The sequence below is a fragment of the Nitrospira sp. NS4 genome, from assembly GCF_049546785.1.
In the GTDB taxonomy this organism is placed as follows: domain Bacteria; phylum Nitrospirota; class Nitrospiria; order Nitrospirales; family Nitrospiraceae; genus Nitrospira_D.
Genome location: NZ_JBMWAN010000004.1, coordinates 442,172 through 466,165, shown reverse-complemented (window position 1 = coordinate 466,165; position 23,994 = coordinate 442,172). Strand labels below are relative to the sequence as shown.

The window sequence follows — 23,994 nt, the reverse complement described above, 5'->3', positions numbered from 1 at the left end:
GAAGAACTCGAATTGCCACGAGGAGGTGTCTCATGAGCGGTAAGGTGAAGAGCCGGGCCGGCTCAACAGCGGCGAAGACGAAACGCCTGCCGAGCGCGGGAAATCCCATTGAATTGCCCGATGGGATGTGGGAGCGCATCTCTCAGAAGGCCTATGAATTGTGGGAAGAGCGCGGCCGTCGGGCGGGACGCGATCTGGAAGATTGGTTCGATGCCGAGGCTAGTGTGATGGAAGAGATTCATGAAGCTCGCGAATGAATCGGCGGCCGGTTTCTGGACGCCGTTGCCTCCCGGGCTGGACGGGCTGATTGCCAGGCTGGAAGTCTTGTCCCTTTCGCCGATGTTTCAGGCGCAGCGGGATCTCGCGATGAGCCAGGCGCTGCGCCCCTACTTTGAAGCGGGGGGGAGGGCGCCGCTTCCTCCCTTCGCGCAGGAAGTGGAATTGGCGACACTGATGATCTATGCGGACTACTATCCGCAAGACGGGCAGCTCACGCTCATCGAACAACTCCGGGATGTGGTCACCGAACATATTCCGGAGGAAGAGCGGGCCTGGCTGGATCCCCTGAAGCATTCCTACATGGATCTGGTGGAGGTTTGTTCGAGCGAATCGCCGCAGAAGATGTCCTGCCGCTCTCTCGGCGATCGCCGCGCCTATCAGGTAGGCGGAGGCGATTTCTCCAAGAGCCTGCAACCGGGGCAGGTCCTGCTGACTCGATTAGTGCAAGTGCCGGGGGATCCGGACACGAATGACGTGGTGGTCGGCGGATGCGCGCTGATTCTTTCCGCGGAAGAGGGGCAGACGCTTTATGAGACGACGAAGGACTATCGCCGTGAGATGGAACTCACCGGCGGTTCATTCGAGCTGGGCGATTGGCACGAATTCGCCAAACGATTCGGGCATATGCTGCTGTGGATCTATGCGCGGATGCGCCTGGGGGCTTTGCTCGAAATCGTGGCCAGCATCGACTATCGTACCAAGGACGGGGAGCCTCATTTGTACGCCTTGGCGCTCTACGAGCATCGCGAGTTCAAGTTTCTTCGCGACCAACTGGCCGGTTTTGAGGGTGTTGAAGCCGACCAGCCGGCCGGCGGTTCGCCGAGCGGTTCCGGAGGGACCATGCGGTGGATTCAGCGGGAACCGGCCGCGGCGGACAAGCAGAGCCTGGTGGCCCGTTTCACGCTGACGCCGACTCAGTTGTGGGTGGAAACCGATTCGCGCGAACGACTCGACGCGCTCAAGCATCAGCTGGCCGGGACGTTCGGGTTCTCGCTCCATTTCCGCGGAGAGGGGACCAACCCGGCGCCGCACCTGTTAACCCCCGAGGAACTCAATGCCGACCAGCCGTTGCGCGTCGTCGTCACGCCGGAGCAGGATGCGGTCCTGTTGAAAGAGTTTCTGGAGGCCGCCTATCTGGAGTGGAGCGACCGGGAGGCGCCGGTCCTGGGCGGGAAGACGCCGCGCCATGCCGCGACGACGCCGGCCGGTCGTGAGCAGGTCGGCCGGTTGATCGATGAGATGGAACGCGACGATCCCGGGTGGCGGCGGATCGGCAAGCCGGTATTTGACTATAACGTGCTGCGCGGGCATGTTGGGATCGATGAGGTACCCCGTGACGACGCCCCCACCAGACGATCTCGATGAATTGCTCACCCGCTTGCGCCCTGCGTCCGGAGCGCCGCCGAATATTCTTCGTGTCCTCCATGCCGTTCAGGACCGGTATGGTCTGATCGACCCTCTGGTCATTCCGGCCATCGCACACTCACAGGGCGTGACCGAAGCCGATGTGGCCGGGGTGCTCTCGTATTATCCTTCCCTCAATACTCACCCGGTCGGCAGGCACCGCATTCAGGTTTGTATGGGGGAGTCGTGCCTGGCCAACCGCTGTGACCGGGTTCTGCGGGAGATTCGCACGCGCCTGGGGATCGAAGTGGGTCAGACGACTCCCGATGGGAGGTTCACGCTTGAGCCTGTGTCCTGTGTCGGCAACTGCGCCGTGTCGCCCAGCGTGAGAATCGATCACGAACTCCACGGACGGGTTTCAGCGGTGGATGTGGCCGTGTTGCTGGAACGGTATCAATGAATCCTGTCAGACTCTATCTTCCAAACGATACCTCGTCTCTTGCGGCCGGAGGGCGGCGCCTCGCCGATAGCTGGCAGCATCGGTCCGACGTGCAACTTGTTCGGACTTCGTCGCGCGGGGCCTTCTTTCTGGAGCCGATGGTCGAGCGCGACGGTCCTGACGGGCGGGTCGCCTGGTGCCGCGCCATTCCTGACGATCTCCCAAACATTCTTGCGGGTGTCGGGGGAACTTCTGTTTCGGCGATTCCATTTTTGACCGGACAAACGCGCCACACCTTTGCCAATTTCGGCATCACTGAGCCATTGGCGCTCGATGCCTATCGGGCGCATGGCGGTTGGTCCGGCTTGGATGCGGCGAGGCAGATGAGTCCGGAGGCGATTATTCAGGAGATCAAGACCTCCGGGTTACGTGGACGAGGGGGCGCGGCCTTCCCGGTCTGGAAGAAATGGGAAGTCGCGGCGACCACGCCGGCGGACCGGAAATATGTGGTGGCCAATGCCGACGAGGGAGATGCCGGGACCTATTGCGACCGGATGGTGATGGAGGGCGATCCTTTCCGTTTGATCGAAGGGATGCTGGTCTGCGCCAGGGCCATCGGGGCCGAGGCCGGCTACGTCTATTGCCGTCAGGAATATCCGGCTGCGGCGGCCAGTCTGCGCGAAGCGATCCAAAGGGCGGAAGCGGCCGGCTTGCTGGAGTGGGAGGGGCGGCTGTTTTCTATCGAGGTCCTGTCGGGTGCGGGCTCGTATGTCTGTGGCGAAGAGACGGCGCTGCTGGAGTCCATCGAAGGCCGGCGCGGGGTGGTGCGCGCGCGCCCGCCTCATCCTGCGCAATCCGGTCTTTATGGCAAGCCGACCATTGTCAGCAATGTGCTCACTTTCGCCATCGTGCCCAAGATCCTCGCCCGGGGCGGGGCCTGGCATGCGTCGATGGGGACGGATGGGTCTCGTGGCACTACCGTGCTTCAACTCGGCGGACGGGTGAAGCAGCCGGGGCTGGTCGAGGTGCCGTTCGGGCTGACGCTACGTGAGGTGCTCGACCGGTTCGGCCAGGGCATGGCGGACGGGGCGCGGTTCAAAGCGGTGCAGGTCGGCGGGCCGCTCGGCAGTCTGTTCACCGAGGCGCAGCTGGACATTCAGATCTGTTTCGATGCCTTTGCGAAGGCCGATGCGATTCTCGGCCATGGGGGAATCGTCGTGTTCGACGACGAAACGGATATGCTCGAACTGTCGAGGCATCTCATGGCTTTTGTCGCAGACGAGTCCTGCGGGAAGTGCATCCCCTGCCGCGTGGGGTCCCTGCGGGCGCGTGAAATTCTTGAATCCATTCAGCGCGGGCAGGCGACGGCGGCGGAGTTGGCCCTCTTGGCCGAATTGGGCGACACGATGAAGGCGACGAGCTTGTGCGGTCTTGGGGCACGGGCACCCTATCCGGTCTTGTCGGCGCTGGAACAATTCCCGGAAGAGTTCAGGCGAGAGGCCAAAGGCAAGAGGCAAGAGGCAAGAGGCAAGAGGCAAGAGGCAAGAGGCAAGAGGCGATCATGAAGGACGAATCACCGTCGCGGAGTTCCCCCCCGAGCCCCTTGCTGCGTGCCTCGGACCAGTCCGTGGTCACTTTGACCATCGATGGCCGACGCGTGAGCGCCGAGAGTGGAGACACGGTTTTCACGGCGGCCAAGCGGGCTGGTCTTGCCCTGCCGGGGCTCTGTGCCTCCGATCATCTCAAGCCCTTCGGGTCCTGCCGACTCTGTGTCTGTGAGGTGGAGGGACAGAAAGGAACGCCCGCGTCCTGCACGACGCCGGTGCAGGCAGGCATGGTGGTGCGGACACAGTCTGAACGAGTGACCAAGCTGCGGCGGAATGTCGTGGAACTCCTGCTGTCGGAGCAGCCGGCTGACGGGACCCTGTCTCCGGCATTGCAAGAGGTGGCTCAAGCGGCGGGGCTTGAGGAGGTCCGGTATCGCAGGCCGGCCGTCCGGGCCGATGTGCGGGACAGCTCGAATCCCTTCTTTTCCTTTGATAACAAGATCTGCATTTCCTGCGCACGCTGTGTCCGCGCCTGCGACGAAATCCAGGGCACCTTTGCGCTGACCATGTTTGGACGCGGATTTGAGTCCAGACCGACGGCAGGAGGATATGAGCTCTCAGCCATCAGCCATCAGCCATCAGCTCGTGGGTTTGCCGAGTCCAACTGCGTGTCCTGCGGCGCCTGCGTGAAGGAGTGCCCGACCGGCGCGTTGGTTGAAAAGCGTGTGTTGCAGCTCGGAAGCCCGACACAGTCTGTGCGGACGACCTGTGCTTACTGCGGCGTCGGCTGTGCCTTCAATGCCGGGGTGCGCGACGGACAGGTCGTGACGATGGAACCGGCCGACGACGGCCCCTCCAATGAAGGGCACGCCTGCATGAAGGGCCGGTTCGGCTGGACCTACATCGACGCGCCGGATCGGCTGACCATGCCGCTGCTGCGCAAGGGGAACGAGTGGCAGAAGATTTCCTGGGAGGCGGCCCTGGACCGGATTGCCCAAGAGTTCACGCGGATCAAGACAGAGCACGGCGCCGATGCGCTGGCGGCGGTGTCCTCCAGCCGAGGGACGAACGAAGAAAATTATCTCGTCGGCAAGTTTATTCGCTGTGTGATGGGAACCAACCACATCGACAACTGTGCGCGGGTCTGCCACAGCGCGACGGTCACCGGCATGATGGAAACGCTGGGCGCGTCGGCCGCGACGAATTCGATTGAGGATCTCGATCAGGCGAAGTTGATTCTGGTCGTCGGCGCGAATCCGACCGAATCGCATCCCGTCGTCGGCGCGCGTATCAAGCAGGCGCACCGGCGCGGCGTGCCTCTGATCGTGATTGATCCGCGACGGACGGAACTGGCGCGGCTGGCGACGCTGCATATGCCCCTGAGGCCGGGCACGAACGTGGCTCTGTTGAACGGTATGGCGCATGTCATCGCGAAAGAGGGATTGCTGGACCGGCGGTTTATCGAGTCCCGAACCGAGGGGATCGACGATTGGCTGAAGACGGTCGAGCCCTGCACGCCGGAGTGGGCCGAAGAGATCACGGGCGTCTCTGCAGCGCTCATTCGCGAGGCGGCCCGACGCTATGCGACGAGCGGCGCCTCGCTCTGCGTGCATGGCCTGGGCGTGACGGAGCATCGCTGGGGCAGCCACGGCGTGATGGCCCTGGTCGATCTGGCGCTGGCGACGGGGAATATCGGCAGGCCGGGAACCGGCATCAATCCGCTCCGCGGCCAGAACAATGTTCAGGGTGCGTCGGACGTGGGGTGCCTGCCGACGCATTTTGCCGGCTATCAATCGCTGGACGATCCGAAGCTGGGGGCGCTGCATCAGCAGGTCACCGGCCGTCCCCTGCCGACCAAGCGGGGGATGAAGACGCCCGATATGTGGGACGCGGCGCTGGCCGGCCGGTTAAAGGGTTTGTGGATCATCGGGTATGACGTCGCCCAGACCGATCCCAATTTGAAGAAGGTGCACGAGGCCCTGAGGCGGGTGGAGTTTCTCGTCGTGCAGGACCTCTTCTTGAGTGAAACGGCGAAGTTCGCCCATCTTGTGCTGCCCGGCGCGTCGTTCCTGGAAAAAGACGGCACCTTCACGAACCTCGAACGGCGCATGCAGCGGATCAGAAAGGTGGTCGATCCGCCGGACGGGATTCTTCCCGACTGGCAAGTGGTCTGCCAGGTGGCGACCCGCATGGGCTATCCGATGGCCTATCGCCACCCGTCCGAGATTATGGATGAGATTGCCCGGCTTACGCCGATGTTTGCGGGCGTCTCCTACGATCGGCTGGAGTCGCCGTCCGGCTTGCAGTGGCCGGTGCCGGCCTCGGGACATGCCGGGACCGCCCTCATGCATCGCGAGAGCTTCCCCAGAGGCAAGGCTCAATTTGTGGGCGTGGATTACCTGGCGCCGGGGGAATCGCCGACGGAGGACTATCCCTTTACCCTGGTCACGGGGCGGATTCTGCAACATTACAATTGCGGGGCCCAGACGAGGCGGACGGACATTCTCAAGGTGGTGGATGCCGATGCCCTGGAGATGCATCCGGATGATGCGGCCCGGCTCGGGATCGCGGACGGGGAGCTCGTCCGGCTGGTCAGCCCGAGAGGCAGCGCGGCTCTCCCCCTTGTCATGAGCGAGCGGGTGCAGCCGGGACAACTCTTCACCAGCTTCCACTTCCCGGCCAGCGAGGTGAACGTGCTGCTCTCGTCGAGCGCGGATGACAGCTCGAAGTGTCCGGAATACAAGGTCTCCGTCGTTCGGGTGGAACGGCTCGAACGCGAGGAGCTTGACGCGGAGGATGAGGCAGAACTCCGGCACATGCGACGGCAATTGATACTCTGAGGGGTCCGTTGGAACAGTCGAATCCCACCACTGATGCCTATGCCCCCGCCCAGATTGCCGACCGTGTTTGTCGAATCGGGCTGGCGAAAGTCACGACGCCGGTTGCCACGATGATCGCGCTCGCGCTTCTGGCCGGCGCGTTTATTTCACTGGGCGCGTTGTTTTACACGGTGACGGTGACGACCGGGAGAGAGGCCGCTCCCGTTCCCTTCGGACTGCTGCGCCTGGCCGGAGGAGTGACGTTCAGCTTGGGGCTGGTGCTGGTGGTGGTGGGCGGAGCGGAGCTCTTTACGGGGAACAATCTCATTGCCATGGCCTGGGCCGTCGGCTGTGTGCGGACCAGCCAGGTGATCAAGAATTGGGTGTGGGTGTATCTCGGCAACCTGCTCGGCGCATTCGGTACGGTGGTGTTGGTGCTGCTGGCCGGGGTGCCTGCACTGGGAGACGGAGCGGTCGGTGACACGATGGTGCACATTGCCCGCAGCAAGGTGGCTCTCGATCCTGTTTCTGCGGTCGCCCGGGGCATTCTCTGCAACGTGCTGGTCTGTCTGGCCGTCTGGCTCTGCATGGCGGCGCGGAGCGTCGCGGACAAAGTTCTGGCGATCGTGTTTCCGATCAGCGCCTTCGTCGCCTGCGGCTTTGAGCATTCCGTGGCCAATATGTTTTTTCTTCCGTTGGGGATCGCGTTGACGGCGTCCGGCGCCGATCCGCTGTCCTGGTCCGGCGCGCTGATGAATCTGGGCCTTGTGACTGTCGGCAATCTGATCGGCGGGACCGGGCTCGTAGCGCTTGTCTATTGGTTCGTGTATCTTCGCGGGGATGGCATGAGGCCCGAGGTTCGAGGCTAGAGGGCGTCGTAGTTCCGCCCGACGTCTCGCTCTTTACGGGATCGTATGATTTATACCATTACGCTCAACCCGGCCCTGGATCATTTTCTCGATGTCGAGGAACTGCGTGTCGATGACGCCAATCGCGTGAAGCGCGAATGTCTCTATGCGGGCGGGAAAGGCATCGATGTCTCCCGCGCCATCCGGCATTTGGGCGGGGACAGCATGGCGCTGGGATTTATCGGCGGGCATACCGGCCAGGCCATGGTGGCGCTGCTCAAAGCCGAAGGGGTGACCTGCTATTTCACCCCGATCGCCCAGGAGACGCGGCGCAATATCATCGTGACGACGCAGCGCTGTGGGACGCAGACCATGCTGAACTCGCCGGGTCCGGTCGTGAGCAGAGACGAATGGGCCGCATTCCTCACGCATTTGAAGTTGCTCGACCTGCAGGACGCCTATGTGGTGGTGAGCGGGAGCCTCCCCGGCGGGGTGCCGGCTGACGCCTATGGCCAGATTGTCGAGGTCGTGCAAGCGCGCGGCGCGCGGGCGGTGCTGGATGCGGACGGTCCCTGCCTCAAATCCGGGCTGCGGGCCAGACCGTTTGCGATCAAGCCGAATGTGAATGAGTTGCGGCGGTTGACCGGAAAACCGCTCAAGTCGGAGACCGATATCCTCCGTGCCGCCGAGCGGGTGCATCGCGCCGGAGTCGAGGTGGTGATGGTGTCCCGTGGCTCGAAGGGGGTCGTGCTCATCGGCCGGCAGGAGCGGTATCGCGCGACTCCTCCGGCGGTCACGGTTCGCAGCACCGTCGGTGCGGGCGATTCGACCGTGGCGGGGTTTGTCTTTACCCATGCGGCGGGCAAGGGGCTGGAGGAGTGCGTGCGTGTGGCCACGGCGGCGGGGACGGCGGCGACCCTGGCTCCGGGCAATCAGCTCTGCCGCGAGGCGGATGTCCGCCGGTTGGCCCAAAAGATCAAAGTGGTATCGTTGTAACCTGATTGGTGATGGAGGCTCTATGAAAGTGCTCGTGGCCACAGATGGATCGAAGTACGGACGATGGGCGATCGAGTGGGTGGCGCAGCTCCCGCTGGCGGTGAAACCGGTGGTGCGCGTGCTGCACGTCATCGATGTGGCCGGCCTGCGGGCGCCGTTCATGGTTCAGCCCGTGATCGCGGGGACCGAGCGATACATTCAGCAGGAAATCAAGCGCATGGAAGATAGCGCGAAATCCGCCAAGAAGGAATCGAGCGCGCTGCTGTCGTCGTTGGGGCTGAGCGGAACGGTCACGATCGACCGGGGTTCAGTGGCGCCGACGATCGTGAGGCATGCGGGGAGAGGTGTGGGGATGCTGGCGGTCGGCTCCCGCGGGCTGGATGCGCTGGACCGTTTTATGTTGGGCAGTGTGTCGACCGATGTGATTCATCACGCGGCCTGCTCGGTGCTCGTGGTGAAGGAGGCGGCTCGTCCGCTCAAGCAGATCGTCCTGGCGATCGACGGTTCTCCGGCATCAGACAAGGCGGTGCGGTTTCTCGTCCGGAATGTGGCTCCCCAGATCAACGGGCCGGAAGAGGAGCCGGTCAATGTCGTGGTGGTGCATGCCATGCCCTTCCTCAAGTATCCGGAAGTGCGCGAGGCGGGGAAGGCGATCGTGCAGCGCTATGCGGACAAGCTGGCGAAGGCCGGGTTCCAAATTCAGGAAGCCCCGAAGCTCGGCAAGCCGGCTGAAGAAATTCTGAAGGTTGCCAAACAGCACAAAGCCGATTTGATCGTGACCGGGGCCAAGGGGCTGGGCGCGATCGGCCGGGCGTTGTTGGGGAGTGTGTCCACCCGCGTGGTGCAACACAGCGCCTGTTCCGTGCTTGTGGTCCGGTAAAAGGGGATTTCGTCGCAAGTGCGTCTGTTTGGAATATACGACGGCTGTCTGCCGTGCGCTGATTACGCTGTCACAATCACCAACGTCGTCGTGCCTCTCTCTGGTCAGCCGCAGAGGGGCGCCACATGTAAGGCTTCAGTCATCGAAAATATCTTACAGAAACAACAGGATAGCTTGACTTGATGCCGGTCTTCACCCACACTCTGCCCCATGTACGATCAGCCGGAAACTGAACTGCTCTCTCTCCTGGCCGAACGGGCCGGCATCGCTGCCGAGTATCACGATATTGCCGGTACCTGCCACGTCACGACCGATGAAACCCGGCGGGCCATTCTTTCAGCGATGGGGTTTCGAGTCGCTGATCGAGCGGCGCTGGTCGAAGAACTCACGGCATGGGACCATCGTCCGTGGGTGCAGGGATGTGATCCGGTGCGCGTGCTGCGCGTCGGCGAGTCGCCCGGACTGTGGTCGCTGCACGTGCGGTGTGAATCCGGCGATGACGCGCGCCTCCAGGTCCATTGGGTGTTGTATGCGGAGAACGGAGAAAAGCGGCATGAGCGGCAGGAGGGCCCCAACCTGCCGATCGAAGAGAGTCGGAGTATTGCGAATCGCCGCTATGTCCGGCTGACGTTCGCGCTGCCGGATGGTCTGCCGCTCGGGTATTACCATGCGAAGGTCTGGGTGCAGGGCGGAGAGGCGATCGCTGAAGCGCAGTTTCGGGTCATTGTGGCGCCTGACCGTTGTTATGTGCCGGAGACGCTGCAATCGGGGGGCCGTCTGTGGGGGCTCGCCCTCCAGTTGTACGGACTGCGGAGTGAACGCAATTGGGGCATCGGGGATTTCAAGGATTTGGCCACGGTGCTGGAGTGGGGGGGGAAGACTCTCGGCTGCGGCCTGCTGGGCCTGAATCCTCTCCATGCCTTGAAGAATACGAAGCCTTACCATATCAGTCCCTATTCCCCGAACAGCCGCCTGTATCTGAACGAACTGTATCTTGATATCGAACAGGTTGCGGAATGCAAAACCTCTCCGGAGGTGCAAAAGCGGCTGGCCGATCCCGCCTTCCGTGCGCAGCTCGAGGCGGCCCGGACGACTGAGTTCGTTGACTACGAGGCGGTGGCTTCCGCCAAGCGCAGCGTCCTGGATCTCTGCTATCGGGCCTTTCTCTGGGAGAATTTCGATGGAGCGGAACCGGAACTGCAGCCGAAGACGGCGCGCGGCTGGTTCTTTCATTCGTTTGTGCAGCAGGAAGGTGAATCGCTGTTGCAGTATGCCCTGTTCCAGGCGCTCGAAGATGAGCGGCAGTTTGTGCAGTCGCCCTCGGTCGTCTGGGCCGATTGGCCGGAGCAGTATCGGACGCCGACGTCGAGCGCCGTCGCCGAGTTCAAGCGCCGGCATATGAAGCGCGTCCGGTTTTTTCAATACGTCCAGTGGCTGGTGGCGGAGCAGGTCTCGGCATTACGCCGTCTCACGAACGATGCGGGCATGCCGATCGGGCTCTATCATGACCTGGCCCTGGGCAGCGACCGGTACGGGGCGGACGGCTGGCGTTTTCAGGGGGTGCTGGCCCTTCAGGCGGATTGCGGGGCGCCACCCGATGCCTTCGCACCGGAGGGGCAGAATTGGGGGCTGGCTCCCATTGATCCCGTGCGGCTCCGGGCAAGCGGGTATGAGTACCTGATCGAGTTGTTGCGCAATAATCTCCGCTATGGCGGCGCCGTCCGCATCGATCATGTGATGGCGCTGTTCCGCCTCTTCTGGATTCCCCGGGGAATGCCCGCGTCCAAAGGCGCCTACGTCCACTATCCGGCGGACGATGTGCTGGCGATTCTGGCGCTGGAAAGCGTCAGGGCCAAGGCGCTGGTGATCGGTGAAGACTTGGGAACCGTGCCCGACTGGGTTCGTGATCGCCTGGGGGCGGCCGGGGTGCTCTCGTACCGCGTGTTGTATTTCGAACGGAACGGGGATGGGAGCTTTAAGTCGCCGGGGTCGTATCCGGCCCAAGCGCTCGGTGTCGTGACCACGCACGATCTCCCGACCTTGAGCGGGTACTGGGAAGGCTACGATATCGAGACGCGCGAAAAGCTCGGGCTCATTCCCGATGATGATGCGCGGCGCGCGATGCTGGCCGACCGGCAAGTCGATAAGGTCCGGCTGCTTGCGGCATTGAAGGCCGAGGGGCTGTTGCCGGCCGGCCTCTCCGACGATCCCGTCCACATCCCCCTCATGACTCCGGAGTTGGCAGTGGCTATCCACGTCTACCTGGCGCGCACCCCTGCCTGGCTGGTGCTGGCCAATGTGGAAGATGTGATCGGCGAGCGCGCGCAAACGAATGTGCCGGGCACTGTCGATCAGCATCCCAATTGGTACCGGAAGCTGAGTCGCTCTGTTGAAGATCTCCTGCAGGACCCCCGCTTCGAAGCCCTCGCGGCCCGGTTGCGCGCTGCCCGTCCGGTTGTGTAAGGACTGGCAGGCTGCTGAAAAAGTCCGTCAGCGGCGTTCCCGCATCGTTCAGATCCTCAACGTACCTCAGATGGTCCGCCTCGTCCCTGCACTCGCTGCGGCCTTGCTGACAGCCATTGTGGGCATCCATAATGTTCCGGTTCTGGGCGATCAGCCATATTGGATTCTTGTGTGCCTGTCAGCTTTTCTGTAGCCTGCTATATCAGTCCATGGCGTTCTACCCGGGAATGAGCGTTTCACGATGAACATCCGCAACCGGTTGGTGCTGAGCATCGCGGGAGCGTGCTTTCTCATCATCCTCATTGTCGAGAAGTTCGCGCCGGCCAACGTGGTCGGCGCGTACGGCTACGTCCTGCCCATTCTTCTGGTGGCGATTCTCCGGAACCGCCGCCTCATGCTGGTGACGGTCTTTGCCTGTGTGGTGGCGACCTATGCCGGATTGCTGCAGCCCACGAAGCCGGGCCGGTTTCAGGCCGCGGTCATCAACCGGACCGTGGTGGTCGGGGTCCTCTTGATCGTGGCCTATTTCGGGATGAGCTGGGAGGAACGGAAGGCCCGGGAAGAGGCGGCCCGCGCCGCCCTGGCGAGAGAGACCGAAAACCTGCTGCGGGCGAATGCGCAATTGGTCGAGGTCAAGGATCAGCTCAACCGGTCCGAGCGATTGGCCGCGGTGGGACAGCTGGTCGCCTCGGTCGCCCATGAGGTGGGCACCCCGTTGCATTCCATTGCGTGGCATGTGCAGGCGCTGGGGGAGGAGCCGAGCGTGACGCCGGACATGAAGAAGCGAATTGAGGTGATTGACGGCCAGCTCAATCGGGTGGTGCGGATCATCCAGGATTTGCTGTCCTCGACGCGTCAGCGGAGGCCGGATCCCATCTGGCTGCCGGTCGATCGTGTCGTCAGTCCTGTGGCGGCGCTGATGGAACCGGCATTCCAGGCGAAGGGCGTCTCCCTGCGCGTCGACATCGCGCATGCGGTGCCGATGGTGTGGGCGGATGCCGAGAAGCTGCATCAAGTGCTGGTCAACGTGCTGGCCAACGCGCTGGCGGCGACGTCGGAGGGCGGAGCCGTGACGGTGGAGGCGACCGCCAGGACGGCATCGCCGGAAGAGGCCGAGGCGGCACAGCGCGCGGCTGAAACGCCGCTGACGACCATGGTGACCATTTCCGTGCGAGATACCGGGTGCGGCATGCCGGAGGCGGATTTGCAAAAAGCGTTTACGCCATTCTTTACGACCAAAGCCATCGGAACGGGAACGGGGCTCGGCCTGTTTCTCAGCCGTGAGACGGTGGAGGCGCACGGAGGGACGTTGACGCTCCAGAGCGAAGTAGGGAAAGGCACGATCGTTGTGATATCGTTGCCCGGAATGAATCCCGCAACGGCAACGGTTGCATAGGAGCTGAGGATGGCGGCAGCGAAAATTCTCGTGGTGGACGATGACGCGGTCGCGCGCGATCTGCTGGCCGATGCGCTCAAGAAGGAAGGGTACGACGTCGAGGCGTTTGCCAATGGCGCCGATGCGATCACCCGCGGGAAGCAGGGGAAGATCGACCTGGTCCTCACCGATATTCGTATGGGCGCCGTCGATGGCTTAACCGTGCTGCGCGAGTTCAAGCACTTCAGCCCGGATACCTCGATCGTGCTGCTCACCGCATTCGGGTCCCTCGAAGGGGCGATCGAGGGCATTAAGCAGGGCGCGTTTGATTATCTCGCCAAACCGTTCCGGAAAGAGGAGATCAAGCTCGTTGTGCAGCGCGCCCTCGACCACTGCCGCCTGGTTCGGGAAAACGCCCGCTTTCGCGAAGAGCTGAAGGGGAAGGACGAGTGGTCTCCGCTCGTCGGCAGCAGCCCGGCGATGCTGGACGTCTACAAGCTGGTGGCGCGGGTGTCCGAGAGCCGGAGCACGGTCTTGCTGCAGGGGGAAAGCGGGACCGGGAAGGAATTGATCGCCCGGGCGATTCACGCGAACAGCCCGCGCCGCGACAAGCCGTTCATCCCGGTCAATTGCGGGGCCTTGCCGGACACGCTGCTGGAGTCGGAAATGTTCGGGCATGAGAAGGGGGCCTTTACCGGCGCGGTCGGGATGAAGGCCGGCTTGTTCGAGGCGGCGAACGGCGGCACGCTCTTTCTCGATGAAATCGGCGAGCTGGGGCCCGCGCTCCAGGTGAAGCTGTTGCGCGTGATGCAGGATCAAGAGGTGCGCCGCGTCGGGAGTACGACGTCCGTCAAGGTCGATGTGCGGATCATTGCCGCGACCAATCGGGATTTGGAGCAATTCGTCAAGGACGGCAAGTTCCGGGACGATCTCTACTATCGCTTGAATGTCGTGCGGATTACCCTGCCGTCGCTGGTGGACCGGAAAGAGGATATCCCGATGCTGGCCCATCACTTTCTCCAGAAATGCGCGGGCGGGGGGGCGGCGGCGGTGCGCGGGTTCTTGCCCGAGACGATTGCGCTGCTGAAGGAGTACCGGTGGCCGGGGAATGTGCGGGAACTGGAAAATGCAATCGAGCGGGCGGTGTCTCTCAGTCATGGCCCGCTGCTGACGCCGGATGACTTACCCGAGTCGATACGGAAAGGTACGGGACAGTCTTCCGATGTCAACTCGCTGCCTGGCCGTGAGGGTGATGAGGTGTGCCTGACGCTGGAAGAAGTGGAGAAACGCCATTTGGTGCGGGTGCTGAAAGAGACCAAGGGTAATAAGGTCAAGGCGGCGAAAATCCTGGGGATCGACCGGCGGACCCTGTATCGCATGGCGGAGCGGTTCGGGCTTGATCTGGGCGATGAGCCGGATGGCGGAGATCGAGACGCAGGCTAAGGTCCAGCCGAAAGGCCTCAGAAAAACCCGCCCTCAACCTCAGCCTCAACGTGAATTAGAGTAACTTGAGGGTGTTCTTGAGCAGCCGGAGTTGATTCTCTGCGCTTTGCGGAAGGGCGCTCTGGACGTCTTCCCAGCTCGTGAAGATCCCGTCTTTTCCTTCGGAGAATACTTCCAGCTTCAATGCCGTGCTCTGGTCGGTTTCTGCGGCGACCGATGCCTGCACCCGGCTCTTGATCGTGCCGAACCGCCAGCGATAGAGCCAGTTCCAGGGACCCTGCATTTCATCGCGGTAGCCGGTGGTCAGCGTGTGGTCATCGTTCCAGTCCACCTCATACCCGCCTTCAGTGAGGACCTGGGTCAGCGCGGCCTTGACCTGCTCGATTGGAGCGGCCAACCGTGTCTCGATTCGGTCGTCCGGCAAGGGTTGAAGCGTACTGCTGCAGCTCAGCGCCAGCATGGAGGCAACGAGTACCAGTCCCATCCGCAGGTTCATTTGGCCGGGCCTCCGGTCGGACGGTAGACCAGGTGCGTGTCGGTCTCCGTCACGCCTTGAATATCGTGGATCCGTTTCAGGACCAATTGCGTCAGCGCATCCTGATCGGGGACGTCCGCGACCACGATGATATCAGGTTTTCCCCAGCAGGGATCGATGGTCTTAATTTCCTTGATGAGTTCCAGGGCCTTCACGACGCTGGAGGTGAGCCCGGGACTCACGTTGATAAGGATATAGGCACGGTCGGACATCAGGTTCTCTCCGGATGCAGGAGCATGAATGGTGAATGGCACCGGGGATGGAGGCGCCTGCGAACCACCGTAACGAACTTGCGCCGGTACTGTCAACACGGGGGATGTAGCGCGGGCGGCGGCGGGTTGGGACTTTGATTTTCTTGGCATGATCTCACTTTGGCGCGACGAGCGCGTCAACGGTAAAGTTGTCGCTCACGCTGGTTAGGTCCGTTTCGAGCCGCTTCGGACTTCCGATGCGGCCTTCCGGATCGTAAATAAAGCAGAACAGGTTGGTGCAGTGGGTTCGTGCGGCGTACCGCTGCCTGTCGGCCGCAACTTGCTCCGTCAGGTCTTTGGCTGTCAGGCCGGGGCGCGTCTTTTTGGCGATGACGACCGTCCGCTCCTTATCGATGAGCAAGGCGGTGCGGGGAGCCCCGGCCGTATAAGGCGGCGTCCATTCATCCGATCCGACTTCCTCAAATTCAAATTTGAGCAGGGCGCACAGGAGATCCTGCAAGTCGTACTCGTCGTCCACTTCCAGCGTCGCACGATAGTCTTTGCGCAGTCGTAACTGCCGGGCGACGGCATGAAAGCGGGTGCAGATTTTCCGGAGCGCAGGGAGCGGATCGGGGTCTGCCTCGGGACCTTTTTCGAGCGGCGCCGCCGTGACAGGGGAGGGGGCCGGGTTGGACCCAGGCTGGTTAGGAGATGCGGCAGGTTTCTCGGTGACAAATGTCGGGCGTGGGATGGATGCCGTTGTGCTCGACCAGGCGGTGTTGACCGGTGCTTCCGGAGGTAATGGCGGTTCGGCCATGTGCGTGGGACCGACCGGAGGGATGTCCGTGGTGCTCTTGTCGGGAGGTGGGGCGACCCGGATAGAGGCGAGTGGCGCCACTGGCTCTATCGGTTGCGTGGTGTCCGGCTTGGGGGCTGACGTGGCGGTCGGAGTCGGTTGTGCGGCGGGGATGGAGGCAGGGGGCTGCGGCTGAGGCGATGCCGCGCGGATTTGTGATGTGGTCACATGAGCCGCGGGGATAGGCGGCGAGGCAACCGGCATCACAGGTGGCGGCGGTGCCGCCGGCAACGATGGAGGGAGTGGTGGCGTTGGAAGCGGTTCCGAAGACGGTGCGGAGTCTGTAGGCGTCGGTGGGGCGACTGCAGTGGGGAGCGGCGGTATCGGAGCGGCAGCCGGCTCGCTCATCGTGACCGGGGCCGATGGAGCCGGAGGCACCAACGTCAATTGCGGCTTTGTCTGAGAAGGGGCGGGTTCCGGTTCTGCTTCCAATTCCGGTTCTGCTTCAGGTGCCGGTGTTGGCGGGGTGATCCCTTGCAGCTCCAGCTTCTTCTGCTCCAGTGACTCGACCAGGGACTTGATTAACGTGATGCTTTGCTTGGTTTCCGTGCTGTTTGATATGCGGAGTTTGTGGTTCCGGTGGGCGTGAAATTCAGGTGACCGCTCTCCGAAAACCCGGCGAATTGTCTCTCTGAGTTGCAGTTCGGCCTTGGCCCTGGCTCCGTCCCGATAAGGAAACCCTTCTTTGTTACAGTCGTCGATGAGTGCGATGATTTCAGAAAACTTCGTGATGCCGCGCGTGATCTCTTCGACCAGCGCGGTTTTCGATTTGGAACGGGGGCTGTCTGCGGCTCGTGGACGTGCCATAGGTAATTGAAAAAAGTCTAGCCCAGGGGGTTCAACCTGGCAAGGAAAGGAGGGATTTTGACCAGACCCATCCGGGGCCAGGCGGATGCAGAAGCCGAATGTCGTACGGATCTTGGCTGCAACTGAAGCGCAGGCCGTTGCGAGATGGCAGCGTTTAAAACCGGACGAGCGTTTTGGGGTATGAAGTCCAAGCCCGGCCAATCGACGGGGGAGGGAATTGCCCGTAGCCATCCTTAGGGCGTAGAGCTTGCCTCAAACTCACGCTTAATTCTGCTATTTCAACCCCTCCATCGGGGGGGTATGCCCATCTATACCAGAAGGGTAGTGTGGCCCCAACCATCCACAGTGTTTTCACATTGCGCTCCCTCCCACGTACGAAAGGATCGCCCAATGATTTCCCATCCTCGCCTCCCACTGGTTCGTTTGCACGACATGAAGGTCAGCAGGCCGCGTCTTACTCTTCTAAAGGGCCTCACGTTCGCCGTCGTGGTGAGCTTGGCGCCTGCGGCCACGCTGTGGGCGAACTCGCCAAAGGCTGTGGAACCACCGGCATCAACGGCTCGCGTGCAGTCCGCCTATGGACGTCTGCCGTTGAGCTTCGAAGCCAATCAAGGCCAGTGGGATCCTTCCGTACAATTTGTCACGCGCGGGCCTGGGCACCAGTTGTTCTTGACGCCGAAAGACGCGGTGCTGGCCTTGAGAACGAGGGATGCCAAGGGTGAGGGCCGAGGCGGTGACATCAATCAGAGCCTGCCCTCCAGCAGCCCATCGCCCACTTCGCAATCGGTGGTGCGGATGAAATTCGATGGCGCCAATCCGCAGGCCGAGATAGTCGGGCTCGACAAACTCCCAGGCATCGTTAATTACATTCTCGGGGAGGATCCGTCGAAGTGGCGCACGAACATACCGACGTATCAGAAGGTCGAATACAAAGACGTCTATCCCGGTGTGGATCTGGTGTACTACGGAAATCAGGGCCAACTCGAATACGACTTTATCGTGGCGCCAGGCGCCGACCCCAAGCAGATCACATTGGCCTTCGAGGGCGTCGAGACGATCGGCGTAGACGAAAAGGGCGACCTCGTCCTCACCGCACACCAATTACCGACGGATACAGCATTGGGAAGCCCAGCCACGCTCCGGATGCACAAGCCGGTCGTGTATCAACGGGATGTTCACGGCCACAAGCACGTCCTGGCTGGCACCTATGTGCTCCTGGCCGCTGTTCCCGCTGGCCTACAGGCAAGCGAAATGACACACGTCGCGTTTCAGGTCGCCTCCTATGACGCGAGCCTGCCGCTCATCATCGACCCCGTGCTGTCCTGGTCCACCTATCTAGGGGGGAGCGACCATGACTGGGGTTACGGAATTGCTGTTGACCAGGCCGGGCAGGCCTACGTGACTGGGCGTACCCGTACGCCAGGGTCTGGCTTTCCTGGCACATCGGGCAGCTTGATCCAAAGCACCTTTGGCGGCAGCGGTGAGACTTGGGATGCCTTCGTCGCTAAACTCAACGCGGCGGGCACGGCACTCCTCTACTCGACCTATCTGGGTACCAGCCGTCAGGATGAAGGGCGCGGGATCGCGGTGGACACGGCCGGTAATGCCTACGTGACCGGAGCCACCTCGGGATCCGGCTTCCCAGGCACAGCGAGTAGCCTCATCCAGAGTACGTTTGGTGGGGGCAATCAATTCGATGCTTTCGTCGTGAAGCTCAACGCCGCCGGCACGGCTCTCGTGTACGCGACTTATCTGGGCACCAGCGCCCCTGACTGGGGTTACGGAATTGCTGTGGACCAGGCCGGGCAGGCCTACGTGACCGGGACAACCCAATCAGGAGGATCCAGCTTTCCGGGTACGGCGGGTAGTCTCATCCAGAGCACCCATAGCGCCAGCTCCTCAGATGCTTTCGTTACCAAAATCAACACTGCCGGCACGGCCATCGTCTACTCGACTTATCTGGGCGGTTACGGCGGCACTAATCGAGGCACCGGAATTGCTGTGGACTTAGTCGGCAATGCCTATGTGACAGGCGACACCTTTGCGGCGGGATCCAACTTTCCGGGTACGGCGGGCAGTCTCATCCAGAACACCTCTGCTGGTGGTGGCGACGCGTTTGTCGCAAAGATTAACGCAGAAGGCACGGCCCTCGTCTATGCGACCTATCTGGGTACTAGCGTGCAAGACCACAGCGCCGGAATTGCCGTGGATTCAGCCGGGAACGCCTATGTGACTGGGTTGACGTCGGGGCTCGGCTTTCCTGGTACGGTAGGCAGCCTCATCCAAAGCACGTTTGCGGGTGGTGACTACGACGCATTTGTCACCAAATTAAACTCAACTGGCACCGCCATAGTTTATTCTACATATCTGGGCGGCAGCGGTTTTGACGAAGGACAGGGGATCGCAGTTGATACGATCGGGCAAGCATATGTGACCGGGGCCACTAGCACGCCGGGTTCTGGCTTCCCGGGTACGGGGAGCAGTCCTATTCAAAGCGTACTTGAGGGAGACTCTGATGGATTCGTGGCGAAGCTAAACGCGTCTGGAACTGGCATTGTGTATTCGAGCTATCTGGGTAGCAGCGGCCAAGATACTGCAAACGCTATCGCCAGTGATAGCACCGGCAACGTGTATGTAACCGGGTGGACCCGCACGCTGGGGACTAGCTTCCCAGGCACGGCTAACAGTCTCATCCAGGGTATTCCTGGCGGCGCCGACGACGCCTTTGTCGCCAAGATAACTACCAATGATTCACCGGTCTGCAGCGCGGCACAGGCCATGCCTACTACTCTCTGGTCACCCGATCATCAGCTTGTTCCTATCGCCGTGACGGGTGTAACCGATCCGGACGGTGATGCGGTGACCATCACCGTCACCGGTGTGACTCAGGATGAGCCGGTTAAATCTACGGACAGTGACAACATGAGCCCGGATGCAGCAATCCAAGCAGGTTTCGCATCGGTTCGAGCTGAACGATCGGGGAAGGGCAACGGCCGAGTCTATCAACTTTCGTTCAGGGCCGAAGACGGCAAGGGCGGTTTCTGCACCGGCGCAGTTAAAGTCGGCGTCCCCCTGAGCCTGAAGAAGGGATTGACCGCAGTCGACGACGGCCAGGTCTATGACTCAACCATCCCCTAGTCAGTTCGAGCCTCACATGAACCAGAAGGGCTACCCAACGCGGCACCCCTTCTGGTTAAAACCTATTCTGGTCATCCAGCAAGCAGGCTTGTTTGCGAACAAGCCTGCTTCGTTCAACACCGAATTTATTGACAGCGTAGGCACGGTGGCGTGAATAAGCATCGCAGGAAAGACAAAGCATCTGGAGATGCTTCTCTGTTGGTCGTGAGTACGATAATGAGAAACAGAGGCCAGCGGTATGCACGAAATATTGGAGTAGAAATAATGTTGGAGGCGTTTCTCCCGTTGCTTCAATAAGAAGGCGCCGAGTACGAGCAAGCTTGGTTTGGACGGAACTGAAGCAATTCTGGTTTGCGCGGTCGGATATTAAGACGTGGGTGGGAGTAGGTGAGGCGGTTGAGTCACTAGCGTTCTCGTGGTTGATCTCAGCCTGGGAAAAGATCTGTGATGGAGCAATAGTTCAAGTGGAGAATTTTTATGTATGGGCAAGTGCGTGGGGTCTCGACCAATGCCGAACAGAGAGAATGTCCTAAAGTCTAGTAATTGATTGGATCGGTAGTTCTGAATTATTTGATGTCTAAGTCGTTTAATAGTTTATCGGGAATGCTCTTTGTTCTTAGTTGGTCTAAACGAATTCCTTCTCGTATCAATCGCTCCACAACATCGGGCATTAGGCGTGCTTTTTGTATGGTCGGATACAGTTCATGCACTAAAAGATTCGCTTTGTTGGCTGAAAGCTCAATCAATTCCCAATGCCATTGTGTGTTGGCCGTAGCGTCAGGCGTTGTGCCTGGAGATTGGACAACCTTTAAGTCCAACTGTTTGATGATATCAATAGAGAACGTGGCATAGTCCAGTTTGTCTAATTTTGTCCGGGCAGAAGCTATGGCAGCAGCCACTCGGTCCACGTTTAAGCGATCATCCTCGATGTACCAGAGAGAGAGATTCTCTGCTGGGCGTGGCACGAAATCAGCCAAAGCCTGTGCGGGGATCTCGTTTTTGAGCAGCCAGGTTGGCCGAGGACTGCTGGACCAACGAGTTCTGTTGATGGCCCGTAGGTAGAAAGGCATTAAAGGAGATTGTGAAGTTGCTGCAGAACATGCGAGAGGTCATCTCGAAGTTCGTATGTCTGTTCTCTATCAAACGCCTCTTTGAGAGATGGAATTGCAGCGGGATCTTTCATGAAGGCTAATCCTAGGATGGCACCTTCGCGGACTACAGCACTGGATGAAGTCAATCCTCTAAGGAGGATCCAGCGTCGAAACGCATGAGTGGCGGGGTGTTTTGTCCGCCCGATCCATTTGAGTGCTTCAGCGGCCACACCAGCGTCGGTTTTTTCTTTAGCTATGATTCTGGCAATTTCTAGGAGCGCACTCTGTCCATGTTTGCTTAGCAAGGCGATAAGCTGTTGGGAGAAAAGGCTTTCTGTTCCGTCTTCGAATGTCTCATTCCTGCCAAGCCTAAAAAGATTTTCGACTAAACTGGCGACATCAGTTCGAGTCTGTAGCGTAATCGCAGTTGAAGAAGAATTTGTGTCCGTGGCTTCGCAATCAACCTGAGCATAGCCCGACAAAAATGTAAATGCATTAGCCTCTTCTGTTGCGGGAAGCATACATTCAGAAAAGTTCCCGAGCCAGGACCAGTTGTTTGTAGCCGCAAGCGCGGAAAGGACAAGAGGAGTCTCTTGTGCTGCGTTCTGAGTCCAACCCGGGAGGATGGAGAAACACAAAGGCCTGAAGGCGGCTTCGGTCCATTCTCCGGCACTGGAAGAGTCAGCGGACTCAAGGTCCTGTTGGTTTAAGGCGGTGCCTGGTGGCGAACTGGTCCAGTCAACTTCGCATGTTGACCGCCAAGGTGCTTTCCTGGTCACGGCGTTTCCCCTTTCTCTGCTATCTCTTTCGCCAAATTAATCAGCTCGCCAAGGATGCGCTCAGAAGCGGCTCTGTCGAATTGACCTGTGTGTTCCTGAGCGGTATTGATATCTAACTCCACTCTGCAGGCATGGTTACTTTTCACTTGCCTTGCAAACGCAGAGTTCTCTTTTGTATCCATAGGGACAGAGAAAGAAAGTTGCGCGGACAACCTTACTGCACATTTAAGTAGTCTATTGATTCGCAGACCATTAACCACATTTGATTGTCGGGGTCTGTTTATCTGATACATGAAGTCGCTGGATTCTGGCTCTAAGCGAACAGAATGTAGAAAGTTGCCAAGGTATAAATAACCGGCTTCTTTGCTCTCTACAGGGTGGAGCAAAACTTGGCCTAGAGCTATGCGGTTCACAGAAGGATATGATCCAAGCTGCATCCATTTGGTTACCAGTTCCTGGAACTTTGTTATTGCTTCAGGCCTTAAGAAGGCGGACTCTCCCAAACCTTCTATGTTTTGCTCTTCTCCGTTAGCTTTCAGATACCAATCAATCCTGCTGGGTTGAAGTGCAAGTATTAGAACTGCTCCATGGAACGGGCCGTCATGTTGGGATACCCCGTCTCTCTTTCTAAAGTTTGAGTTTTCGGGTGGTACGCCTACTAGATCGTTCCACCACGAGTTCCATTGTTGTGTTGTCTCGGTTGGTAACGGGTTGTAAAATGCAGTGACCCGCGTGACTTCTACTTGCCAGTCCTTATATGAAAGTTCTGTCATAGGCTTATTGCTAAAATCCCGTTGTTTGTGTTGTCGCGATGCACATTCTAGCCATGGTTTGTCCATGAAGGCAATCTACTGGTGATTTTGCTCTCCCTTGTATGGCGTTTAAGCTGATGAAACCTTCCTGGATTCCCAGGGGGCGCCCACTAAGCGAGTGCCTAACGATAAGAGCATCAATCTCTCAACCATCAATGCTGTTTCCCCCACCCCAGCAAAGGGAAACAGCGAATATCTGAGTTGTGAGTGGAGAGCATGCGGGCGTGCCACGGTCTCCATTCATGCCGTGGCGCGGTTGCGGACTCGGAGGGACCCACACCTGGGCGCCCACCTTGACATGTACAGAGGATAAAGAGGGTCGGATCTTGTATTCCGGGGATGAAGGACCCTCTTGGAGGTGTCTCTCCGCGCGCGACAGTGACGATAATTCGACAAGGAGCGCGCGGTACGCACGAAGTGTGGTTTGGTGCCCCCGATACGAATTGAACGTACGACCTTCGGTTTAGGAAACCGCTGCTCTATCCAACTGAGCTACGGGGGCGTGGGACCTACGATACTGAAAGGACGGACAAATGTCTAGGCGAGTTGCGGCGAGAGCGTCGCTGGCGGAGTTTTTCAACAGTCTGCTAGCGTCTGTCAGGCATTCCTATGCTAGAATCATCGGGAAAGCAGGCAATGATGAAAAATCGAGAAGAGGTTCTCAGCCTCATTGAGCAGAATCAGGCGGCCCTGAGAAAGCTCGGCGTGCGCCGGCTTGGTCTGTTCGGATCCTGTGCGCGGGGCGAGGCCACCGAGGAGAGCGATCTCGATTTTGTTGTCGAGTTTTCAGACACGTCTTTCGACCTCTATATGGATCTCAAGAGTTTTCTCGAAGAACTCTTCCAGTCCCGAGTGGATCTGGTGACTGTCCGCTCGATCAAGCCGCGACTCCTGCCGATCATCCAGCGAGAAACCGTGTATGCCCGGGGATTCTAGGGTTTACCTGGAAGACATCCTCGAGTCCACGCGAAAGATCACGGCGTATACCGCGGGCCTTTCCAAAACGGCGTTCCTTGAGGATGAGAAAACTCTTGATGCGGTCGTTCGGAATCTTGAAGTGATTGGGGAAGCTGTCAAGAAACTCCCTCCGGAGCTTCGCGCGAAACACCCTGTGCCGGATTGGAAGAAAATAGCCGGCCTTCGAGATATTTTGATTCATGAATACTTCGGTCTCGATGCGGAGATCGTCTGGGATATCGTCCAAAGCAAAGTACCGGCACTCGATCAAGAGGTGCGAAAAATGCTGAACCCCTAGGGCTGTAAGGGAAGAGGGGGACGGGAGGCATTTGTCAGAACCGCGATGATTCAGGATGTGAGGCGTACGGGGTCTAGCTGTGCAGCCTGTTAATTTA

General features: G+C 60.1%; 21 protein-coding genes and 1 tRNA gene. 15 read left to right on the top strand and 7 right to left on the bottom strand.

The window, feature by feature from the left end; all coding sequences use genetic code 11:
• Positions 1 to 32: 32 nt before the first annotated feature.
• The 11 genes from ACO9S2_RS14110 to ACO9S2_RS14060 all read left to right on the top strand — a co-directional run bounded on the left by ACO9S2_RS14110 (position 33) and on the right by ACO9S2_RS14060 (position 14,433).
• Positions 33 to 257 (top strand): DUF2934 domain-containing protein, encoded by a 225-nt coding sequence (locus ACO9S2_RS14110; RefSeq protein WP_423723012.1) that lies wholly within the window; start codon positions 33 to 35, stop codon positions 255 to 257.
• Entirely contained in the window at positions 241 to 1,644 is a 1,404-nt protein-coding gene (locus ACO9S2_RS14105; protein ID WP_423723011.1) for a hypothetical protein, read from the top strand. The genes ACO9S2_RS14110 and ACO9S2_RS14105 overlap by 17 nt, the downstream gene beginning before the upstream one ends.
• Entirely contained in the window at positions 1,613 to 2,083 is a 471-nt protein-coding gene (locus tag ACO9S2_RS14100; protein ID WP_423723010.1) for an NAD(P)H-dependent oxidoreductase subunit E, read from the top strand. The genes ACO9S2_RS14105 and ACO9S2_RS14100 overlap by 32 nt, the downstream gene beginning before the upstream one ends.
• Positions 2,080 to 3,627: an NADH-ubiquinone oxidoreductase-F iron-sulfur binding region domain-containing protein gene (locus ACO9S2_RS14095; RefSeq protein ID WP_423723009.1), complete on the top strand. Its 1,548-nt coding sequence runs from the start codon at positions 2,080 to 2,082 to the stop codon at positions 3,625 to 3,627. The genes ACO9S2_RS14100 and ACO9S2_RS14095 overlap by 4 nt, the downstream gene beginning before the upstream one ends.
• Complete coding sequence (gene fdhF, locus ACO9S2_RS14090) at positions 3,624 to 6,449, top strand: formate dehydrogenase subunit alpha (protein WP_423723008.1); 2,826 nt, start codon at positions 3,624 to 3,626, stop codon at positions 6,447 to 6,449. The genes ACO9S2_RS14095 and fdhF overlap by 4 nt, the downstream gene beginning before the upstream one ends.
• 8 nt (positions 6,450 to 6,457) lie before the next feature.
• Positions 6,458 to 7,297: a formate/nitrite transporter family protein gene (locus ACO9S2_RS14085; protein WP_423723007.1), complete on the top strand. Its 840-nt coding sequence runs from the start codon at positions 6,458 to 6,460 to the stop codon at positions 7,295 to 7,297.
• 45 nt (positions 7,298 to 7,342) lie between these two features.
• A complete protein-coding gene (gene pfkB / locus ACO9S2_RS14080) occupies positions 7,343 to 8,272 on the top strand; it encodes a 1-phosphofructokinase (protein WP_423723006.1) in 930 nt (309 codons plus the stop codon).
• A gap of 22 nt (positions 8,273 to 8,294) precedes the next feature.
• The gene (locus tag ACO9S2_RS14075) at positions 8,295 to 9,152 is read left to right on the top strand and encodes a universal stress protein (protein ID WP_423723005.1); all 858 of its coding nucleotides are present in this window, start codon (positions 8,295 to 8,297) and stop codon (positions 9,150 to 9,152) included.
• A 210-nt stretch (positions 9,153 to 9,362) separates the two neighbouring features.
• The gene (malQ, locus tag ACO9S2_RS14070) at positions 9,363 to 11,615 is read left to right on the top strand and encodes a 4-alpha-glucanotransferase (RefSeq protein ID WP_423723004.1); all 2,253 of its coding nucleotides are present in this window, start codon (positions 9,363 to 9,365) and stop codon (positions 11,613 to 11,615) included.
• 241 nt (positions 11,616 to 11,856) lie between these two features.
• Positions 11,857 to 13,011: a sensor histidine kinase gene (locus ACO9S2_RS14065; protein WP_423723003.1), complete on the top strand. Its 1,155-nt coding sequence runs from the start codon at positions 11,857 to 11,859 to the stop codon at positions 13,009 to 13,011.
• A gap of 9 nt (positions 13,012 to 13,020) precedes the next feature.
• Positions 13,021 to 14,433, top strand: a complete 1,413-nt coding sequence (locus tag ACO9S2_RS14060; RefSeq protein ID WP_423723002.1) for a sigma-54-dependent transcriptional regulator — start codon at positions 13,021 to 13,023, stop codon at positions 14,431 to 14,433.
• 55 nt (positions 14,434 to 14,488) lie between these two features.
• Here ACO9S2_RS14060 and ACO9S2_RS14055 read toward each other — a convergent pair whose 3' ends face one another.
• From ACO9S2_RS14055 to ACO9S2_RS14045, 3 genes are all read right to left on the bottom strand, one after another.
• The gene (locus ACO9S2_RS14055) at positions 14,489 to 14,929 is read right to left on the bottom strand and encodes a hypothetical protein (RefSeq protein ID WP_423723001.1); all 441 of its coding nucleotides are present in this window, start codon (positions 14,927 to 14,929) and stop codon (positions 14,489 to 14,491) included.
• Positions 14,926 to 15,180: an Lrp/AsnC ligand binding domain-containing protein gene (locus tag ACO9S2_RS14050; protein WP_423723000.1), complete on the bottom strand. Its 255-nt coding sequence runs from the start codon at positions 15,178 to 15,180 to the stop codon at positions 14,926 to 14,928. The genes ACO9S2_RS14055 and ACO9S2_RS14050 overlap by 4 nt, the downstream gene beginning before the upstream one ends.
• Positions 15,181 to 15,334: 154 nt before the next feature.
• A complete protein-coding gene (locus tag ACO9S2_RS14045; RefSeq protein WP_423722999.1) occupies positions 15,335 to 16,822 on the bottom strand; it encodes a hypothetical protein in 1,488 nt (495 codons plus the stop codon).
• 390 nt (positions 16,823 to 17,212) lie between these two features.
• Between ACO9S2_RS14045 and ACO9S2_RS14040 the strand changes: the two genes are divergently transcribed.
• Together ACO9S2_RS14040 and ACO9S2_RS14035 are read left to right on the top strand one after the other, a co-directional pair.
• Entirely contained in the window at positions 17,213 to 19,960 is a 2,748-nt protein-coding gene (locus tag ACO9S2_RS14040) for an SBBP repeat-containing protein (RefSeq protein WP_423722998.1), read from the top strand.
• Between the two features lie 16 nt (positions 19,961 to 19,976).
• A complete protein-coding gene (locus ACO9S2_RS14035) occupies positions 19,977 to 20,114 on the top strand; it encodes a hypothetical protein (protein ID WP_423722997.1) in 138 nt (45 codons plus the stop codon).
• 412 nt (positions 20,115 to 20,526) lie between these two features.
• Here ACO9S2_RS14035 and ACO9S2_RS14030 read toward each other — a convergent pair whose 3' ends face one another.
• The 4 genes from ACO9S2_RS14030 to ACO9S2_RS14015 form a co-directional block, all read right to left on the bottom strand.
• Positions 20,527 to 21,030, bottom strand: coding sequence for a hypothetical protein (locus ACO9S2_RS14030; RefSeq protein WP_423722996.1), 504 nt, complete (start codon positions 21,028 to 21,030; stop codon positions 20,527 to 20,529).
• Positions 21,030 to 21,830 carry a HEAT repeat domain-containing protein gene (locus ACO9S2_RS14025; protein WP_423722995.1) on the bottom strand — a complete coding sequence of 267 codons (801 nt, stop codon included), beginning with the start codon at positions 21,828 to 21,830 and terminating at the stop codon, positions 21,030 to 21,032. The genes ACO9S2_RS14030 and ACO9S2_RS14025 overlap by 1 nt, the downstream gene beginning before the upstream one ends.
• Entirely contained in the window at positions 21,827 to 22,669 is an 843-nt protein-coding gene (locus ACO9S2_RS14020) for a hypothetical protein (RefSeq protein ID WP_423722994.1), read from the bottom strand. Before ACO9S2_RS14020 ends, ACO9S2_RS14025 begins: the two co-directional genes overlap by 4 nt.
• A 398-nt stretch (positions 22,670 to 23,067) precedes the next feature.
• Positions 23,068 to 23,144, bottom strand: a tRNA-Arg gene (locus ACO9S2_RS14015).
• A 134-nt stretch (positions 23,145 to 23,278) separates the two neighbouring features.
• On the opposite strand from ACO9S2_RS14015, the gene ACO9S2_RS14010 reads away from it, so the two are divergent.
• Positions 23,279 to 23,578, top strand: coding sequence for a nucleotidyltransferase family protein (locus ACO9S2_RS14010; protein ID WP_423722993.1), 300 nt, complete (start codon positions 23,279 to 23,281; stop codon positions 23,576 to 23,578).
• Positions 23,562 to 23,897 (top strand): DUF86 domain-containing protein, encoded by a 336-nt coding sequence (locus ACO9S2_RS14005; protein ID WP_423722992.1) that lies wholly within the window; start codon positions 23,562 to 23,564, stop codon positions 23,895 to 23,897. Before ACO9S2_RS14010 ends, ACO9S2_RS14005 begins: the two co-directional genes overlap by 17 nt.
• Positions 23,898 to 23,994: the final 97 nt, after the last annotated feature.

Coding starts and splice junctions, on each gene's coding strand:
- ACO9S2_RS14020 (WP_423722994.1), bottom strand. CDS start 22,669: ATGGACAAACCATGGCTAGAATGTGCATCGCGACAACACAAACAACGG.
- ACO9S2_RS14075 (WP_423723005.1), top strand. CDS start 8,295: ATGAAAGTGCTCGTGGCCACAGATGGATCGAAGTACGGACGATGGGCG.
- ACO9S2_RS14065 (WP_423723003.1), top strand. CDS start 11,857: ATGAACATCCGCAACCGGTTGGTGCTGAGCATCGCGGGAGCGTGCTTT.
- ACO9S2_RS14095 (WP_423723009.1), top strand. CDS start 2,080: ATGAATCCTGTCAGACTCTATCTTCCAAACGATACCTCGTCTCTTGCG.
- ACO9S2_RS14035 (WP_423722997.1), top strand. CDS start 19,977: ATGAACCAGAAGGGCTACCCAACGCGGCACCCCTTCTGGTTAAAACCT.
- ACO9S2_RS14010 (WP_423722993.1), top strand. CDS start 23,279: ATGATGAAAAATCGAGAAGAGGTTCTCAGCCTCATTGAGCAGAATCAG.
- ACO9S2_RS14050 (WP_423723000.1), bottom strand. CDS start 15,180: ATGTCCGACCGTGCCTATATCCTTATCAACGTGAGTCCCGGGCTCACC.
- fdhF (WP_423723008.1), top strand. CDS start 3,624: ATGAAGGACGAATCACCGTCGCGGAGTTCCCCCCCGAGCCCCTTGCTG.
- ACO9S2_RS14055 (WP_423723001.1), bottom strand. CDS start 14,929: ATGAACCTGCGGATGGGACTGGTACTCGTTGCCTCCATGCTGGCGCTG.
- ACO9S2_RS14030 (WP_423722996.1), bottom strand. CDS start 21,030: ATGCCTTTCTACCTACGGGCCATCAACAGAACTCGTTGGTCCAGCAGT.
- ACO9S2_RS14005 (WP_423722992.1), top strand. CDS start 23,562: ATGCCCGGGGATTCTAGGGTTTACCTGGAAGACATCCTCGAGTCCACG.
- ACO9S2_RS14060 (WP_423723002.1), top strand. CDS start 13,021: ATGGCGGCAGCGAAAATTCTCGTGGTGGACGATGACGCGGTCGCGCGC.
- ACO9S2_RS14045 (WP_423722999.1), bottom strand. CDS start 16,822: ATGGCACGTCCACGAGCCGCAGACAGCCCCCGTTCCAAATCGAAAACC.
- ACO9S2_RS14040 (WP_423722998.1), top strand. CDS start 17,213: ATGATTTCCCATCCTCGCCTCCCACTGGTTCGTTTGCACGACATGAAG.
- pfkB (WP_423723006.1), top strand. CDS start 7,343: ATGATTTATACCATTACGCTCAACCCGGCCCTGGATCATTTTCTCGAT.
- ACO9S2_RS14110 (WP_423723012.1), top strand. CDS start 33: ATGAGCGGTAAGGTGAAGAGCCGGGCCGGCTCAACAGCGGCGAAGACG.
- malQ (WP_423723004.1), top strand. CDS start 9,363: ATGTACGATCAGCCGGAAACTGAACTGCTCTCTCTCCTGGCCGAACGG.
- ACO9S2_RS14105 (WP_423723011.1), top strand. CDS start 241: ATGAAGCTCGCGAATGAATCGGCGGCCGGTTTCTGGACGCCGTTGCCT.